16 protein-coding genes are annotated in these 16,044 nt (G+C 60.0%); 11 read left to right on the top strand and 5 right to left on the bottom strand.

Annotated elements, in window-relative coordinates:
* Positions 1–83: 83 nt before the first annotated feature.
* From VSX56_RS03460 to ectA, 4 genes are all read right to left on the bottom strand, one after another.
* A complete protein-coding gene (locus VSX56_RS03460) occupies positions 84–1,526 on the bottom strand; it encodes an aspartate kinase (RefSeq protein WP_350934862.1) in 1,443 nt (480 codons plus the stop codon).
* A 6-nt stretch (positions 1,527–1,532) separates the two neighbouring features.
* On the bottom strand, positions 1,533–1,940 hold the full coding sequence (locus VSX56_RS03455; RefSeq protein ID WP_339113568.1) for an ectoine synthase: 408 nt from the start codon (positions 1,938–1,940) through the stop codon (positions 1,533–1,535).
* A gap of 64 nt (positions 1,941–2,004) precedes the next feature.
* Positions 2,005–3,288, bottom strand: coding sequence for a diaminobutyrate--2-oxoglutarate transaminase (gene ectB / locus VSX56_RS03450; protein ID WP_350934860.1), 1,284 nt, complete (start codon positions 3,286–3,288; stop codon positions 2,005–2,007).
* 51 nt (positions 3,289–3,339) lie between these two features.
* Positions 3,340–3,849, bottom strand: coding sequence for a diaminobutyrate acetyltransferase (ectA, locus tag VSX56_RS03445; protein WP_339114438.1), 510 nt, complete (start codon positions 3,847–3,849; stop codon positions 3,340–3,342).
* A 260-nt stretch (positions 3,850–4,109) separates the two neighbouring features.
* Between ectA and VSX56_RS03440 the strand changes: the two genes are divergently transcribed.
* From VSX56_RS03440 to VSX56_RS03425, 4 genes are all read left to right on the top strand, one after another.
* Positions 4,110–4,592 (top strand): MarR family winged helix-turn-helix transcriptional regulator, encoded by a 483-nt coding sequence (locus tag VSX56_RS03440; protein WP_339113570.1) that lies wholly within the window; start codon positions 4,110–4,112, stop codon positions 4,590–4,592.
* A 104-nt stretch (positions 4,593–4,696) separates the two neighbouring features.
* Positions 4,697–5,881, top strand: a complete 1,185-nt coding sequence (locus tag VSX56_RS03435; protein WP_350934858.1) for a M24 family metallopeptidase — start codon at positions 4,697–4,699, stop codon at positions 5,879–5,881.
* A 2-nt stretch (positions 5,882–5,883) separates the two neighbouring features.
* Complete coding sequence (argE, locus tag VSX56_RS03430; RefSeq protein ID WP_339113572.1) at positions 5,884–7,038, top strand: acetylornithine deacetylase; 1,155 nt, start codon at positions 5,884–5,886, stop codon at positions 7,036–7,038.
* A gap of 101 nt (positions 7,039–7,139) precedes the next feature.
* The gene (locus tag VSX56_RS03425; protein ID WP_339113573.1) at positions 7,140–7,277 is read left to right on the top strand and encodes an entericidin, EcnA/B family; all 138 of its coding nucleotides are present in this window, start codon (positions 7,140–7,142) and stop codon (positions 7,275–7,277) included.
* Between the two features lie 87 nt (positions 7,278–7,364).
* On the opposite strand, the gene VSX56_RS03420 is transcribed toward VSX56_RS03425, so the two are convergent.
* Positions 7,365–8,186 (bottom strand): ABC transporter permease, encoded by an 822-nt coding sequence (locus tag VSX56_RS03420; RefSeq protein ID WP_339113574.1) that lies wholly within the window; start codon positions 8,184–8,186, stop codon positions 7,365–7,367.
* Positions 8,187–8,309: 123 nt separating this feature from the next.
* On the opposite strand from VSX56_RS03420, the gene cysQ reads away from it, so the two are divergent.
* From cysQ to VSX56_RS03385, 7 genes are all read left to right on the top strand, one after another.
* Positions 8,310–9,104: a 3'(2'),5'-bisphosphate nucleotidase CysQ gene (gene cysQ, locus VSX56_RS03415; RefSeq protein WP_339113575.1), complete on the top strand. Its 795-nt coding sequence runs from the start codon at positions 8,310–8,312 to the stop codon at positions 9,102–9,104.
* A complete protein-coding gene (locus VSX56_RS03410; RefSeq protein ID WP_350934855.1) occupies positions 9,104–9,901 on the top strand; it encodes a 3-deoxy-manno-octulosonate cytidylyltransferase family protein in 798 nt (265 codons plus the stop codon). Before cysQ ends, VSX56_RS03410 begins: the two co-directional genes overlap by 1 nt.
* A gap of 336 nt (positions 9,902–10,237) precedes the next feature.
* Positions 10,238–11,143, top strand: a complete 906-nt coding sequence (gene galU / locus VSX56_RS03405; RefSeq protein ID WP_339113577.1) for a UTP--glucose-1-phosphate uridylyltransferase GalU — start codon at positions 10,238–10,240, stop codon at positions 11,141–11,143.
* 1 nt (position 11,144) lies between these two features.
* Positions 11,145–12,131: a UDP-glucose 4-epimerase GalE gene (gene galE / locus VSX56_RS03400; protein WP_339113578.1), complete on the top strand. Its 987-nt coding sequence runs from the start codon at positions 11,145–11,147 to the stop codon at positions 12,129–12,131.
* A 28-nt stretch (positions 12,132–12,159) separates the two neighbouring features.
* A complete protein-coding gene (locus VSX56_RS03395; protein WP_350934852.1) occupies positions 12,160–13,182 on the top strand; it encodes a glycosyltransferase family 2 protein in 1,023 nt (340 codons plus the stop codon).
* 155 nt (positions 13,183–13,337) lie between these two features.
* A complete protein-coding gene (locus tag VSX56_RS03390; RefSeq protein WP_339113580.1) occupies positions 13,338–14,348 on the top strand; it encodes a glycosyltransferase family 2 protein in 1,011 nt (336 codons plus the stop codon).
* Positions 14,345–16,042, top strand: a complete 1,698-nt coding sequence (locus VSX56_RS03385; RefSeq protein ID WP_339113581.1) for a DUF5927 domain-containing protein — start codon at positions 14,345–14,347, stop codon at positions 16,040–16,042. The genes VSX56_RS03390 and VSX56_RS03385 overlap by 4 nt, the downstream gene beginning before the upstream one ends.
* The last annotated feature ends 2 nt before the right edge of the window (positions 16,043–16,044 follow it).

Below are 16,044 nucleotides of genomic sequence, written 5' to 3'. Positions count from 1 at the left end.
AACCGCCCCCCCTCAGAACAAAAAAGGGCACCTCGAAAGGTGCCCCCTTCCCCGCAACGGGAAACATGGTCGGGAAACCGGCCTCAGGCCGCTTTCAGTTGAAGCTCGCAAGGCGCGATAAACTCGCCATGCAGCGCCGCGATCACCGGCTTCAGGCTCGGACGCTCCAGCACAAACTGCACATCCACATTGCGCGGACCCTGCGTCGCGCCCAGCGCCTCATGGCCTGCCGCCGCAATCGCCTGCAGCCCGCGTGTCAGCGTCGAGAGCCCGTTCAGATCGCGCCCGATGATCGAGGCCATCGCCAGAGGCCGCGCCGAGACCTTGGCCGAGGGGTAGATCCGGTTCAGGTCCTTCTCCACCTGCCGCGCCACTTTCAGCGAACAATCGACATAATGGGTAATCGTATTGGCATTCGACGCCTTGGAGATGATGCGCACATCATGGCGCGTCAGCACCTCGAGGATCGCGGCATCATAGCCCTTCACCCCCACCATATCCTGCTCGAACAACTCGAGGGCGAGGATATCTAGGCCAGTGATGATCTCGACCGCTGGAGTATCCGCCGGTTTGTCATCGATCAGCGTGCCCGGATCCTCCGGCTCGAAGGCGTTGGTCACGCGCAAAGGCACCTCGGCCTGACGCAGCGCCTTGGCCGCCTTGGGGTGGATCGCCTCCATCCCCATATTCGACAGCTGGTCCGCCACATCATAATTGGTATGGCCCAGCTTGCGCACGGCCTCCCGACCCACAAGGTTGGGATCCGCCGAGGACAGGTGGAATTCTTTATGGATGATCGCCTCGCGCGCGCCGGTCAGAGCCGCTAGGCGCGAGAAGGTCACTTCGGAATAGCCACGGTCGAACTCGGCCATCAGCCCCTCGACACATTGGGCATAGCCTGTCACGATCGGCATCTCGGAGGTCAGATCCACGCCCGCGAGCCCCGCCTTCAGGCGGTCCTCGAGATCGTATTCCGCCTCTTCACGCCAGCCCGACAGGTCCACGAAGCGCGCGTTCACGCCCGCGCGTTGCAGCATCAGCGCGGTGACATAGGCCGAATGTGCCTCGCCCAGCCCCGACAGCATCTCGCGCATGGCCAGCATATGGTCCGACAGACGGAAATGCCCGTAGGAGCACAGCCTTCCGAGATCGATCAGGCAGTTGCGCGCACCATCGATCCGGTCACGCACGAAACTGTCGGCCGCGCCCAGATCGGCGGGATGGTCGAGCACCTTGCGATGCGCCTCTCCCATGGCCTGCGCCACGCTATCCAGCGCTTCCAGCCAGCCGTGATCGTTATCGGCATCGGCAAAACGGGCATAGACCCCGCGCTCGCCGGTCTTCTTGTGCTCAAGAAGCAGGTTGGTGATGCCGCCGAAGGCCGAGACCACGAAAACGCGCCCGTAAAGGTCTGCGCCCTCGCGTGTGCCGATGAACAACGTGTCGCGCAGTTCGCGAACACGGCTCATCGACGTGCCACCGATCTTCTCGACGGTATGAGCGGGATATTGCGGTGCACTGGCCATGATGGCTTACGCTTTCTCCATTTCGTCGGCCGGCGCATAGGAGCCGTCCTCACGATGGACTTCCTTGCCGGTCACCGGCGGATTGAAACAGCAGGCCATGACCAGATCCGCACCTTCATCGGCGATCAGGCGATGACGGTCATGGAGGTTGAGCGCATACATCACGCCCGGCTTGATCTCGTGGGTCTTGTTGCCATTATCCAGCTCGATGATGCGCCCCGTGCCGGACATGCAATAAACGCTCTCGAAATGGTGCTTGTAATGGAACTCGTGCTCCGAGCCCGCTTCCAGCGTGGTGATATGGAACGAGAAGTTCATATTGTCATCGGCCAGCAGCATGCGGACCGAGGTCCAGCGCTCGTTGCCTACGTTCTTGTCGGTGTGCTTCAGTTCGTTGAAATCGCGTACAATCATATTGATCTCCTATCGGTTTTGGGAGGGAAGCGCCCGGGGACGCTACACCAGTCACCAGTCCGGGTTATTGGCCAGCGGCCTCGGATGCTTTCACTTCACGGGCCGACTGGATCAGGATATCCAGACCTTCGCGGAAAATCGCATCCGGCGTGGTCAGCGGTGCCAGCACCTTGACTACCTGATCCTCGTTGCCCGAGGTCTCGATCACGAGGCCCTTCCCGAAGCAGAGGCCGCAGATCTCGGAGGCGCGTTCGCCGGTTCCGACATCCACACCCTGCATCAGGCCACGGCCCTTCAGGAAGGCACCGTCGAACATCTCGGCAACTTCGGACAGCGCGGTGGTCAGCACCACGGCCTTATCGGCCAGCTGGCGCTGGAAGACGTTATCGGCCCAGAACTTCTCAATCGCGGTTTTCGCGGTCAGGAAGGCATGGGTATTGCCGCGGAAGGTGCCGTTGTGCTCGGCAGGGCCCATCACGTCATGCTCAGGACGCACCAGAACCAGCGCCATCGGCAGGCCCATGCCCGAGACCGATTTCGCCATGGTGACAATATCGGGGGTCACGCCCATCTCCTCGAAGGAGAAGAAAGTGCCGGTGCGGCCACAGCCTGCCTGAATATCATCAACAATAAACAGCGCGCCATGTTTGCGGGCCACGGCCTCGACGCCGCGCACGAACTCCGGCGATGCGGCATTCAGACCGCCCTCGCCCTGCACGGTTTCCATCATGATCGCGGCAGGCGCATCCACCCCACCCGAGGCATCCGACAGCATCTGGTCAAGAAGCGCCACCGAATCCACGCCATCGGCATAGTTATCGAATGGCATACGCGTCACGCCCTGCGGCATCATGCCGGCACCGCCGCGGTGGTAGCCATTGCCGGTCGCGGCCAGCGCGCCCATGGTCACGCCGTGGAAGCCATTGGTGAAGGCGATGATATTCTGGCGGCCCGTCGATTTGCGCGCGATCTTCATTGCGGCTTCAACGGCATTGGCGCCGGTCGGGCCGATGAACATCAGCTTGTGGTCCATATCGCGCGGACGCAGGATCAGATCCTGGAACACCTCGAGGAATGCGCCCTTGGTATCGGTATGGAAATCGAGTGCATGGCCCAGCTTGTCACCCATCAGGTGATCGACCAGCGCCTGTTTCATATCGGGGTCGTTATGGCCGTAATTCAGCGAGGAACAGCCTGCCAGAAAATCGATGTAGCGCTTGCCATCGGCATCGAACAGCTCCGAGCCACGGGCATGGGTAAATACGGCATCGAAACCACGGCAATAGGAGCGGGCGTCAGATTCGCGTTGGGTAAAGATCGACCGATCGTTTGTTTTATCAAACGGCATAAGAACCTCTTGGGTTTGGTATTTCTGGATGATGGAAGGAGGGGGCAGCCCTTAGGCCGCCACTTTTGCCTCTTCCTCGAAAGTAATGGTGACCATATGCTCGGTGGCCGCATGGCCGTCGAAATGATCGTCTTCGGTGAAATGTGCCTTGGAGGTCAGCTCGCCGCCAGCCGAGCGAGCGAAGGACCGGAACAGGCCCCATGAGGCCTCGTTCGATTTGGTGATCGTCGTTTGCAGGCGTGTGCACTGCGCCGCTTCGGGACGGTCGAGCAGATGGGACAGCATACGCTTGCCCAGCCCCAGACCACGCGCTTCGGGCGCCACAGCAACCTGCCAGACGAAGAATGTATCGGGTGCCGAAGGGGTGATGTAGCCCGAGACCCAGCCCATAGGCGCGCCGTCTTTCTCGACCAGCACGCAGGTGTCACGGAAATGGTCGCATTGCAGCAAATTGCAATACATCGAGTTCTCGTCGAGCGGCTTGCAGCGCGAGATGAGCGACCAGATTTCTGATCCGTCCTCGGCGGACGGCTTCCGGAATGTAAGCTTGGGCTGTTTCATGACTTCGACTGTCGGCACGATTTCATTTCCTCAGTTGCTTCGCTAATCTAATTAGATCATCGAAGCATAAATTTCAATATTCAAAGTAATTTTCTTTTCCAACATTGAAAATTAGAGCGATAATTTGCTAATAACCCTTATGTACCCTAAGTGAAATGGGGATAAAATCTTAGCTCAACTAAAGGAGATCGTAATTGCCTGCCGCCTCCAGCTCTGCAATATTAAGCCATTCGAAGCTTCTAACCAGTTATGGAGACGGTATGAGCAGCGACCGTACCGATATGAGTCTTATTGCCCTGCGCCGTATCCTGCGCGCGACCGAACTGTTTGGCCGGGATCTGGCCAAATCTGCCGGGCTGACGCCCGTGCAATTCCGCGTGCTGCAAGTCGTGGCGGAAAAGGGCTGGTCGACCGCCAAGACCATCTCGATGCGCATGGGGGTCAGTCAGGCCACCATCACCTCGCTCGTCGACAAGCTGGTCGACAAGGGAATGGTCAAACGCCAGCGTTCGGAAATCGACCGCCGCCAGACCGATATCGTCATCACCGAGGCCGGTCATCATGCGCTCGACGAGGCCCCCGACGCCCTGCAGCAGCGCTTCGTGAAGAAATTCGAGGGTCTGCAGGACTGGGAACAGGCACAGCTCGTAGCCTCGCTGGAACGGGTCGCCGCGATGCTCGATGCCAATGCGATGGATGCCTCTCCGGTGCTGCATTCGGGCGATATAATGCCGCGACAATAAGCCGTTAGAAGAGGCTTGCAGATTTCCGTTTGACGCCCGCTTCCATGCGGTGTCCCATGGGACCATCGCCCGAGTGACGCGTTGCTGGTTCAGACGGAGATCCCATGCCCATCGAGAATGCCCCCTTCAGCCTGCCCGAATATCAACGCCGGATCGCGCTGGTGCGCCAATCCATGGCCGAGCGTGGGCTGGATGTGCTGTTTGTCACCAACCCTTCCAACCAGTTCTGGCTGACAGGTTATGACGGCTGGTCCTTCTACACCCATCAGGGCGTGATCCTGACAATGGAAGGCGACCCGATCTGGTGGGGCCGGATGATGGATGCCAATGGTGCCAAGCGCACCGTGTGGATGAGTGACGACCAGATCCGCTGGTATGCCGACCGCATGGTTCAATCCGACACCGTGCATCCGATGGAAGATCTCGCCTCCCATCTGCGTATCCTTGGCCATGGTCAGGCGCGAATCGGGGTGGAGATGGAGACCTATTTCTACACCGCCCGCGCCCATGCCGTGCTGGCCGAGGGGCTGCCCGAGGCCACGCTGGTGGATGCCTCGGTGCTGGTGAACTGGCAGCGGCTGATCAAATCCGACGAGGAGCTGCGCTTCATGCGCCGTGCCGCGCGGATCTCGGAACTGGTGATCTCGCGCGCGGTCGAGCTGATCGAGCCGGGCTATCACAAGCATGATCTGGTGGGCGAGCTGTATAAGACCGCCGTGCAGGGCGAGGATGACAGCTGGGGCGATTATCCCGCCATCGTTCCGATGCTGCCATCCGGCGCGGATGCCTCGGCCCCGCATCTGACATGGAATGGCGAGGCGTTCCAGAAAGACCAGATGACCTTTGTCGAGCAATCGGGTTGCTACCGGCGTTATCATGCGCCGCTCTGCCGCTCGGTTTACCTGGGCAAGCCGCCGCAGCATATGCTGGATGCCGCCGAGGCGCTGACCGCGGGGCTGAATGCCGGCATCGAGGTCGCCCGCCCCGGCAACCGTGCCTGCGACATCGCCCGCGCCCTCGATACCGAATTGCTGAAAGTGGGCATCGAGCGCCCTGCCCGCTGCGGCTATGCGGTGGGCTGCTCCTACCCGCCGGATTGGGGCGAGCATACCGTCTCGCTGCGCGCGATGGACGAGACCGTGCTGCAACCGGGGATGACCTTTCACTTCATGCCGGGGCTCTGGATGGACGATTGGGGGATGGAAACCACTGAAACCATCCTCATCCGCGAGGATGGCCCCGCCGAGCCTTTGTGCAATATCGAGCGCAAGCTCTTCGTGAAGGACTGATCATGTCGGACCTCCAGCGTGCGAAGGCGATTCTGGGCGACCTGATCGGCTTTGCCAGCATCTCGTCGGAGAGCAATCTCGATATTATCGGCTATTGCGCCCGTCACTTGGAGGCGGCAGGCGCGCGGGTCGAGGTCTTGCGTGATCCGATGGGCAGGAAGGCCAATCTCTGGGCCACGTTGGGGCCGGAGGGCGATGGCGGGCTGGTGCTGTCGGGGCATTCCGATGTGGTGCCGGTGGCAAACCAGAACTGGAGCTCGGACCCGTTTGTGATGCGCGAGGAGGACGGCAAGCTCTTTGGCCGTGGCGCCTGCGACATGAAGGGCTTTATCGCCTGCTGTCTGGCCAAGGCCGAGGAGCTGGCGATGATAGCCCATCATCAGCCGATCCATTTCGCCTTCACCCATGACGAGGAGATCGGTTGCTTCGGTGCCCGCGCGCTGACCGAGGTTCTGGCCCAGCGCGGGCTGCGGCCCCGCCTATGCGTGATCGGCGAACCCACCGAGATGCAGGTAATCGAAGGCAACAAGGGCTGTTGTGAGTATAGCGTGACCTTCTCGGGGCTCGAGGGCCATAGCTCGGCCCCCGAGCGCGGGGTGAATGCGGTGGAATATGCCGCGCGCTATATCGGGCGACTCCTCGACCTGCGCAGCGATCTGGTCGCCCGCGCGCCCGACGGATCGCGGTTCGACCCGCCCTGGACCACGCTGAATGTCGGACGGCTCGAAGGGGGCGTCGCGCATAATGTGATTGCCAATCATGCAGTTCTCGATTGGGAATTCCGGCCCGTGAGCATGGAGGATATGAGCTTCGTGAAAACGGAAGTTGCCGGCTATGTCGAAACCCTGCTGGGCGAGATGCGCCGGACGCATCCCAACGCCTCGATCACCACCGAAACCATCGGCGAGGTCGCGGGACTGGAACCGATGCCCGAGAATGCCGCGCGCGATCTGGTCTTCGGCCTGACAGGGCGTAACGAGGCGTCCTGTGTGCCCTTCTCGACCGAGGCGGGGCTGTTTCAAGCGCTGGGCACCGATGTTGTGATCTGCGGGCCAGGATCCATTGCGCAAGCGCACAAGCCTGACGAATTTGTCAGCCTTGACCAGATGCAAACCTGCCTGAGCATGTTCGATCGGCTGATATCCGACCGTTCATAGGCAGAAAACCGTTCATGGGGCAATATTTACGATAATTACGGAACTTGCGGAACCGGCGCGTTTTTCGTGTGTTATGGCGACAGAGACAAAGGAGTCGCATCATGACCAAACTACTTATCCCCGCCTTTATTCTGGCCTCGCTTGGCGTATCCGCCTGCTCGACCGTGCATGGCTTCGGGCAGGACGTGACGACCGCAGGCCATGTGGTCCAGCGTGAATCCATCGAAGCCGCACAATAAGCGCATCCTGACAAACTGCAGGCCCCCGCAGAGCTTTCAGCCGCGGGGGCTTTTACTTGCCGCACAAAGCCCTCGCCGAAAAAGGGCTTAACGCTTGGCTCCCCAAGAGACCGACGCATATTGGCGTGTATAGAATTCGCCCATCAGCCCGATCATCATAAGCGCCAGCCCGACATAGAGTGCGTAGTGCCAGCTCGAGAAATGCGGGTTGTAATTGATGAAGGTAAAGCCCCTCGCCTGATCGATCGTGTGAAAGAGCGGATTCCAGTTGAACAGGACCAGCATCTTGTGCGGCAGGGTATTGGCCAGAAACATCTTGCCCGAGGCGATCATATTGGCGCGGGAATAGATCTGGTGGATGACCCGCACGACATCGGGAGCCCAGGGTTTTGCCGCCAGCAGGACCATGCCGATGGCGGCGCCGGTGAACCAGCTCAGAAACACCATCCCCATCGCCCCTACCCAATCATAGATAGTGATCGGAGTGAAAGCGGCATGGTAGAGATAAAGCACCACGATCATCGAGAGCAGCTGGATATAGAGCGCGCTCAGGGCCGCCGCCGAGATCGAGATCGCAGTCGTCATCGGTGCGTGCTTCATCATCGCCGAGGTCGGACCCTCTGCCCCGAAGACCGCGCTCATCGCCTTGGTATGGGTCAGGAACAGGAAGATCCCGCTCATGATATACAGAAGGAAATCGCCCCGCACCGCGCTGCCGCGCAGCCCCAGCACACCGAACATGATGTAGAAGGTGAAGACGAGGATCACCACCTGCAGCATATTGAGCAAAAGCCCGATGACCGCGTTTCCGTGGCTTTTGCGCAGCTCGCGGACGGTCGCGTGATAGATCAGCCCCAGAAGACTGAAGCCCGACCCGATCGTTGAATTACTCTGTTGCGCTTTGAACATAATCCCGCACTCTGCCGCGTAAGACACAATATGTCTTGCAAAACTTGCTGTTTGCTTGATGCCCTAGCATAACTGTGACAGCTAGACAGTAATAAGCCGCAATCGCGACGAATTGGAGACCTCATGGATTATGAAAAGCTCGTTCCCACCATGCGCAAGCTGGCGCTCGAAGCCGGTGACCGAATCATGGAAATCTATGATGGCCCCGATTTCGAGATCAAATCCAAATCCGATGACAGCCCTGTCACGGCGGCGGATGAAGCGGCCGACAAGATCATCTCGGACGGGCTGCGCGCGGCCTTCCCCGATGTAGCGCTAGTGACCGAAGAGCAGGCTACAAGCCATAATCTGGAGGTTTCGACCTTCCTCATCGTGGATCCGCTCGACGGCACCAAAGAGTTCATCAAACGTCGCGGCGAGTTCACCGTAAATATTGCCTATGTCGAGAATGGCGTGCCGAAGGCGGGTATTGTCTATGCGCCTGCCATCAAGCGTCTCTTCTATACGCTGGCCGATGGGCGCTCGGTCGAGGAGAAGGGCAGCTTCGACAAGGATCAGCCGGGCGAGTTGAGCCCGATTGCCGTCTCCACCCCCGATAACCGCGCTCTGATGGTCGTGGCCTCAAAATCGCACCGCGATCAGGCCACCGACGACTATATCGGCCAGTATGGCGTGAAGGACATGACCTCGGCGGGCTCCTCGCTGAAATTCTGTCTGGTGGCCACAGGCGAGGCAGATCTCTATCCGCGCCTCGGGCCGACTATGGAATGGGATACGGCGGCAGGTGACGCGGTCCTGCGCGGCGCGGGTGGCCTCATGGTCACCTTCGACGAGCACAAGACCTTCGTCTATGGCAAGGACGGCTTCCGCAATCCCTTCTTCATCGCCTATGCTCCGGGCGTTCTGCTGGTAAAATAATGTCGACCCTTATCGTTATTCCGGCGCGCTACGCGTCGACCCGCTATCCGGCCAAGCCGCTGGTGGCGCTGACCGGCTCGACCGGCGAGAAAAAGACCCTGATCCGCCGGAGCTGGGACGCGGCCATGTCGGTGGAAGGCGACCTGCGGGTCGTGGTGGCCACTGACGACGACCGGATCAAGGCCGAGGCCGAGAGCTTTGGCGCCGAGGTCGTGATGACCTCGCCCGAGTGCCGCAATGGCACCGAGCGATGTGCCGAGGCCCATGCCAATCTGGGTGGCGGGTTCGATTATGTGGTCAACCTGCAGGGCGATGCCCCGCTGACGCCGCCTTGGTTCATCGAGGCGCTGATCGAGGGCATCAAGGGAAGTGACCTGGATCTGGCCACACCGGTGCTGCGCTGTGAGGGCGCCATGCTCGAGGCCCTGAAGGAAGACCGCCGCAACGACCGCGTGGGCGGCACGACGGCGGTTTTCGGCGCGGCCCATCAGGCGCTTTATTTCTCGAAGGAGGTCGTTCCCTTTACCGGCCAGACCTATGCCCCCGATGCGCCGACCCCCGTCTTCCACCATGTGGGCGCCTATGCTTATCGGGCCGAAGCGTTGGCCCGCTATCCCGAATGGGAGATCGGCCCGCTCGAACAGCTTGAAGGGCTCGAGCAGCTGCGATTCCTCGAGAACGGCCATGACATCCTCTGCGTGGAGGTCGAATCGAAAGGCCGGCAGTTCTGGGAGTTGAACAACCCCTCGGATGTGGCGCGGATCGAGGCCATAATGGCCGAAATGGGACTCGCCTGACGGCTTTGGCGCATGGCGTATCGAGCCATGCGCCCCACGATCCAGTCAAAGATCCACTGTTTTGCTTAAAATTTTCGCTACGTTAACCTGTTCATATACTGATTGATCAACGCAAAGATGGCGAAGTTCAGCCGAAGGTTCCATATGCTAACTTGATTAATCGGTAAATCTCAACACATTGAACAACAGAGCCGGCCGGTAGCCGCGACAGAATCGCAATCGCGCCGGATTAATTTATGCGCACACGCAGACTTGTTTGGAACCAAACTCCGTGTGTAGCATTGAGCAACATGCATTGGGTGCAGCTCCGCACTCGGATAACAAAAAAGGTGCTTGATGACACGCAAGGTCACTAAAGCTGTCTTTCCCGTGGCAGGTCTTGGAACCCGCTTCCTGCCAGCGACCAAATCCATTCCGAAAGAAATTCTTACGCTGGTTGACCGCCCACTGATCCAGTATGCGATCGACGAGGCGCGTGCCGCAGGCATCACCGAATTCATCTTCGTCACCTCGCGCGGCAAGTCCGCGCTCGAGGATTACTTCGACGACGCCCCCGAGCTCGACGCCTCGCTGCGCGCCAAGGGCAAGACCGCAATCCTCGAGGAACTCGAGAAAACGAACATGCCGTCGGGCGCCATCGCCTATGTCCGCCAGCGCCGCGCGCTGGGTCTGGGCCACGCTGTCTGGTGCGCACGCCGCATGATCGGCGACGAGCCCTTTGCCGTCATCCTGACCGATGACGTGATCGCCGCGGACAAACCCTGTCTCGCGCAGATGATCGAGGCCTATAACGAGAATCCCGGCAACTATGTGGCCGCGATGGAAGTACCGAACTCGAAGATCTCGTCTTACGGTGTGCTTGATTGCGATCAGGTGAACAGCACGACCTATAAGGTCAATGGCATGGTGGAGAAACCGCCGGCGGAAGAAGCGCCGTCCAATCTCGCTGTAATCGGCCGCTATATCCTGACGCCCGAGATCCTGAACAATATCGACGCCGCAATCGAATCGAAGACCACCGGCGCCGGTGGCGAGTACCAGCTGACCGACGCGATCGCGCAGGAAATCGAAGCCGGCAATCCGGTCTATGGCTACCGCTTCAACGGCCAGCGCTTCGATTGCGGCTCCAAAGCGGGCTTTCTGCAGGCCACCGTGGCCTTTGGCTTGGCGCGCGACGACCTCAAGGACGAATTCGCGGAATATCTCGGCGATGTCATGACCATGCGGGCTGCTGCCGAATAATATGACGAAACATGTTCTTGTGACGGGTGGTGCGGGCTATGTCGGCTCGCATGCCTGTAAAGCTCTCCAGCAGGCGGGCTATGTCCCCGTCTGTTTCGACAATCTTTCCACCGGCTGGAAAGAGGCCGTCAAATTCGGTCCTCTCGAAGTCGGCGATCTTCATGACCGGGCCCGCCTTGACGAGGTAATCGCCAAATACCAGCCTGTCGCCGTGATGCATTTCGCGGCGCTCTCGCTCGTTGGCGAGTCGATGAAGAACCCTTCGAAATACTGGGCGACCAATGTGAATTGCGCGCTCAACCTGATCGAGGCCGCCATCGATGCGGGGATCGACAAATTCGTCTTTTCCTCGACCTGCGCGACCTATGGCGATCAGGACGGTGTGGTTCTCAATGAAGAAACCCCGCAATTCCCGATCAATGCTTATGGCGGCTCGAAACGTGCCATCGAGGATATGCTGCGCGATTTCGGCAAGAGCCACGGCTTGCGCTCGGTGATTTTCCGCTACTTCAACGTGGCCGGTGCCGATCCGGAGGCGCAGGTGGGCGAGCAACATGTGCCCGAGACCCATCTGATCCCGCTGATGCTGGATGCGATTGCCGGGAAACGCGCGGCGCTGACCGTTTTCGGCTCGGATTACGACACCCGCGACGGTACCTGCATCCGCGATTACGTCCATGTCTCGGATCTGGTCGATGCCCATGTTCTGGGGCTGAAATGGCTCGAGGAAGGCAAGCCCTCCGAGGTCTTCTGCCTTGGCACCGGCAACGGGTTCTCGGTGCGGGAAGTGATCGCGCAATCGCGCAATGTCACCAATCGCGAAGTGCCGATCACCGAGGGCGAGCGCCGCGAGGGCGATGCCGCTGTTCTGGTCTCGGGGTCGGTGAAGGCCAAGGATGTCCTTGGCTGGGAGCCCAAACGCGCCGAGCTGGAAACCATGATTGCCGATGCATGGCGCTGGCATCAGGCGCCGGAATATGCAGAATAATTCCTGACCCAGTCAGGAGTGCTGTCCGATGCAGACCCACACGCTCTGGTCTGCATACCGGTTGCGACAAAAACGACGGAACGCCCTTCTGCGCGCCTATCTGGCGCGCAGAAAATTGTCGCCGCCCGCGCGCGCATTTACCGCCGGCCCGGATGACATCCGGCTGTTCTGCTGTTTGCGCAACGAGATGGAGCGCCTCCCCGATTTCCTGAAACATTACCGCCGTCTCGGGGTGCGCCATTTTCTTATGGTGGATAACGGGTCGGATGATGACAGCGCCGCCTATCTGGCCATGCAACCCGACGTCTGGCTGTGGCAGACACGTGCGAGCTACCGCGATGCCCGTTTCGGTATGGACTGGATCAACGGGCTTCTTCTGGCCCATGGGCAGGGCGCATGGTGTCTGACGGTGGATGCCGACGAGCTTCTTGTCTATCCCGACCATGACACAACCCCCCTCCCCGCGCTGACCCGCCAGCTCGATGCGGCTGGCCAGGACGTGATGGCGGCGCTGATGCTGGATCTCTATCCCGAAGGCCCGCTGTCTGGTGCCTTGTCGCTCGATGATCTTACCGCATTCGACGCATGGGGCTATGATTGGGAATATCAGCCCCGCTATGGAAACATCTCGATCCGTGGTGGCCCCCGCAAGCGGTGCTTCTTCCGTGAGAGGCCCGATCATGCGCCCCATCTGCACAAAACACCGCTGCTGCGCTGGCACTGGCGCTATGCCTATCTCAGCTCGACCCATCTTCTGCTGCCGCGCCGCCTGAACCGCGGTTTCGATCCACGGCATGGACTGATGACAGGTGCCCTTCTGCATAGCAAGTTTCTGGCCTCGTCGATGGATCGCGCCCGCGAGGACCAGCATCGCAAGCAGCATTTCACCCATGTCGAGCATTACACCCGGTATTACGACGCCCTGACCGATGACCCGATTCTGGCAGGACCGCCAACCGCCACGGGCCCCACGGCCGCGCATCTCGAGGCTCTGGGCCTGATCAGGCGCGGCAGCAGGGGCACAAAATCCGATGAAACCACAGCTAATTAACCACGAATTATTTACCCCCACCGCGAGATGGCCTAGCGTGACCGCACCCGGTCAACCCGCCATCAGACGACAGATGCCATGGTAAAATATTGGCCCGTTAATCCTGTTGAAAAGAAGATCGGGCAATAAAGCCACATGCGGGCGCGAGTGATTGAGTGACAGTCAGGCAACTTTATAAATTACGTCTGGAACGCAAGAAGTTCCTGTTCCGTGCGTTCCGCAAACGCCGCGAGCTGCGCTCTGTTGCCGATAGAACCCGCGCGATCCGTCCCGATGATATCCTCGTGTTCGTGACCCTGCGCAACGAGCGTATCCGCCTGCCCTATTTCCTGCGCTACTATCGCGAGATGGGCTGCCATCATTTCATCATGGTCGATAACGGCTCGGATGACGGCTCACGCGAATATCTCGCGGCCCAGCCCGATGTCTCTCTCTGGCGCACCGATGCGAGCTACCGGCGCTCGCGCTTCGGGATGGACTGGATCAACCATCTGCTGCGCCGCTATGGCACAGGGCATTGGTGCCTGACCGTCGATCCCGACGAATTCTTTATCTTCCCCTTCTGCGATACCCGCACGATCGATGCGCTGACCGACTGGCTTGATACCTACGAGATCCCGCATTTTCCGGCGATGCTGCTGGATATGTATCCCAAGGGTCGGCTCGAGGATCAGCCCTATCAGGAGGGCCAGAACCCGTTCGATATCGCCTGCTGGTTCGATAGCGGCAATTACACGATCAGCAAGAACCATCTGCACCAGAATCTGTGGATACAGGGCGGGCCACGCGCGCGGAAATTCTTTGCCGACGCCCCCGATCAGGCACCCTCGCTCAACAAGATCCCGCTGATCCGCTGGCAGAAGCACTACGTCTATCTCAGCTCGACCCATATGGCCCTGCCCCGCAACCTGAACCTGACCTATGATGAATGGGGCGGCGAACGGACCTCGGGCTGCCTGCTCCATGCCAAATTCCTGTCGGTTCTCAACGACAAGGTCGAGGAAGAGATCACCCGCAAACAGCATTATTCGGGCTCGCGCGAATATAAGGCCTATGCCGAAGTGCTGGCCGATGACGGCGAGCTGTGGTGCCGCTGGTCCGAAAAATACATCAACTGGCGCCAGCTGGAAATTCTGGGCCTGATGTCCAAGGGGAACTGGGCATGAGCGTGGGCTTTGTCATGATGTGCCACACGGCACTCGACCGCGCGGCGGAGGTCGCCCGCCACTGGGCGGTGCAGGATGCTCCTGTGGTCATCCATGTCGACAAACGCGTCTCCGCCTCGGCCTATGATGGCATGGTCAAGGCGCTTGCCGAGTTTCCGCATGTCTCGTTCTGCGAGCGCTTCGCCTGTGAATGGGGCACATGGTCGCTGGTAGCCGCGGCGCAGGCGGGGGCCGAGCAGATGCTCGACCGCCACGCAGACGCCCGCCATGTCTATCTGGCCTCTGGCTCCTGCCTGCCGCTGCGCCCGCTCGACGAGCTACGCGCCTTCCTTGATGCCCGTCCCTGGACCGATTTCATCGAGTCGGTCACCACATCAGAGGTCGGCTGGACACAGGGCGGGCTGGATATGGAACGCTTCACATTGCGCTTCCCCTTCTCGTGGCGCAAACACCGCCGCCTCTTCGATGATTACGTCGCCCTCCAGCGCCGGCTGGGTGTGAACCGCAAGCTTCCCGAAGGGCTCGTGCCGCATATGGGCAGCCAATGGTGGTGTCTGACCCGCAAGACCCTGACCGCGATCCTCAAAGATAAGGACCGTGCCATCTATGACCGCTACTTCAAAAAGGTCTGGATCCCCGACGAAAGCTATTTCCAGTCGCTCGCCCGCATCTATGCCACCTCCATCGAAAGCCGCTCGCTCACCCTGACCAAATTCGATTTTCAGGGCAAACCGCATATCTTCTACGATGACCACCTGCAGCTTCTGCGCCGCTCGGACTGTTTCATGGCGCGCAAGATCTGGCCCAAGGCGGACCGGCTCTATTCGACCTTCCTGCGTGTCAAGAAACCCGCCGAGAAGATTGCCGAGCCGAACCCGTCCAAGATCGACCGGCTGTTTACCAAAGCGGTTGAACGCCGGACGCGCGGTCGACCCGGCCTCTATATGCAGTCGCGTTTTCCGCATCGCGACCACGAGAACGGCAAGACCGCTGGCCCCTATTCGCTGTTTCAGGGGTTCTCCGACCTTTACGAGAATTTCGAGGGCTGGCTGTCGAAACATGTGGCCGGACGCGTGCACGGGCGGCTTTTTGCGCCTTGGGGGGTGGAGTTTGCGGGCCGTGACCCGATGTTCAACGGCTGCCTGCCCGCCAATAAGGAGATCCGTGACCATGCTCCGCAGGCCTTCCTGACCAACCTGCTCTGGAACGCGCGCGGCGAGCGGCAGTGTTTCATGATGAGCGCCAAGGACAATCAGGCGCTTGGCTGGTTCACCGCAACCGATCCCAATGCGCAGATCTCGATCATCACGGGCGCCTGGGCCATCCCGCTTTTCCGCTCGACCGAACCCTTTTCGGTGGTGCGCAAAGAGGCCGCATGGCTGCAGAAGAACGAGCTGGCCGAGCTGGAGATCCTGCGGTCTATGTATGTGAAGGCACGGGTGCGGTTCTGGAACCTGCAGGAATATCTGGAAAATCCGACCGAGCATATGCAGACCATCATCGACGAGATCAGCCCGCGCTCGGCGCGCCGCATCACCGAGATGCCACAGATGGTGGACCTGACCGGCTTCGGGCAATTCCTGCAGAACCTCAAGAACCAAGGCATGCAGCCGCAACTGATGGGGGATTTCTCTATCGTGAGTTCTCCCGACTCCCTGACATCGCGCCGCAAGCGCGCTCCATTATTGAAGTGATC

The organism is Thioclava kandeliae (assembly GCF_040297545.1).
Taxonomy (GTDB): domain Bacteria; phylum Pseudomonadota; class Alphaproteobacteria; order Rhodobacterales; family Rhodobacteraceae; genus Thioclava; species Thioclava kandeliae.
This window is presented reverse-complemented; position numbering and strand designations above follow the sequence as displayed.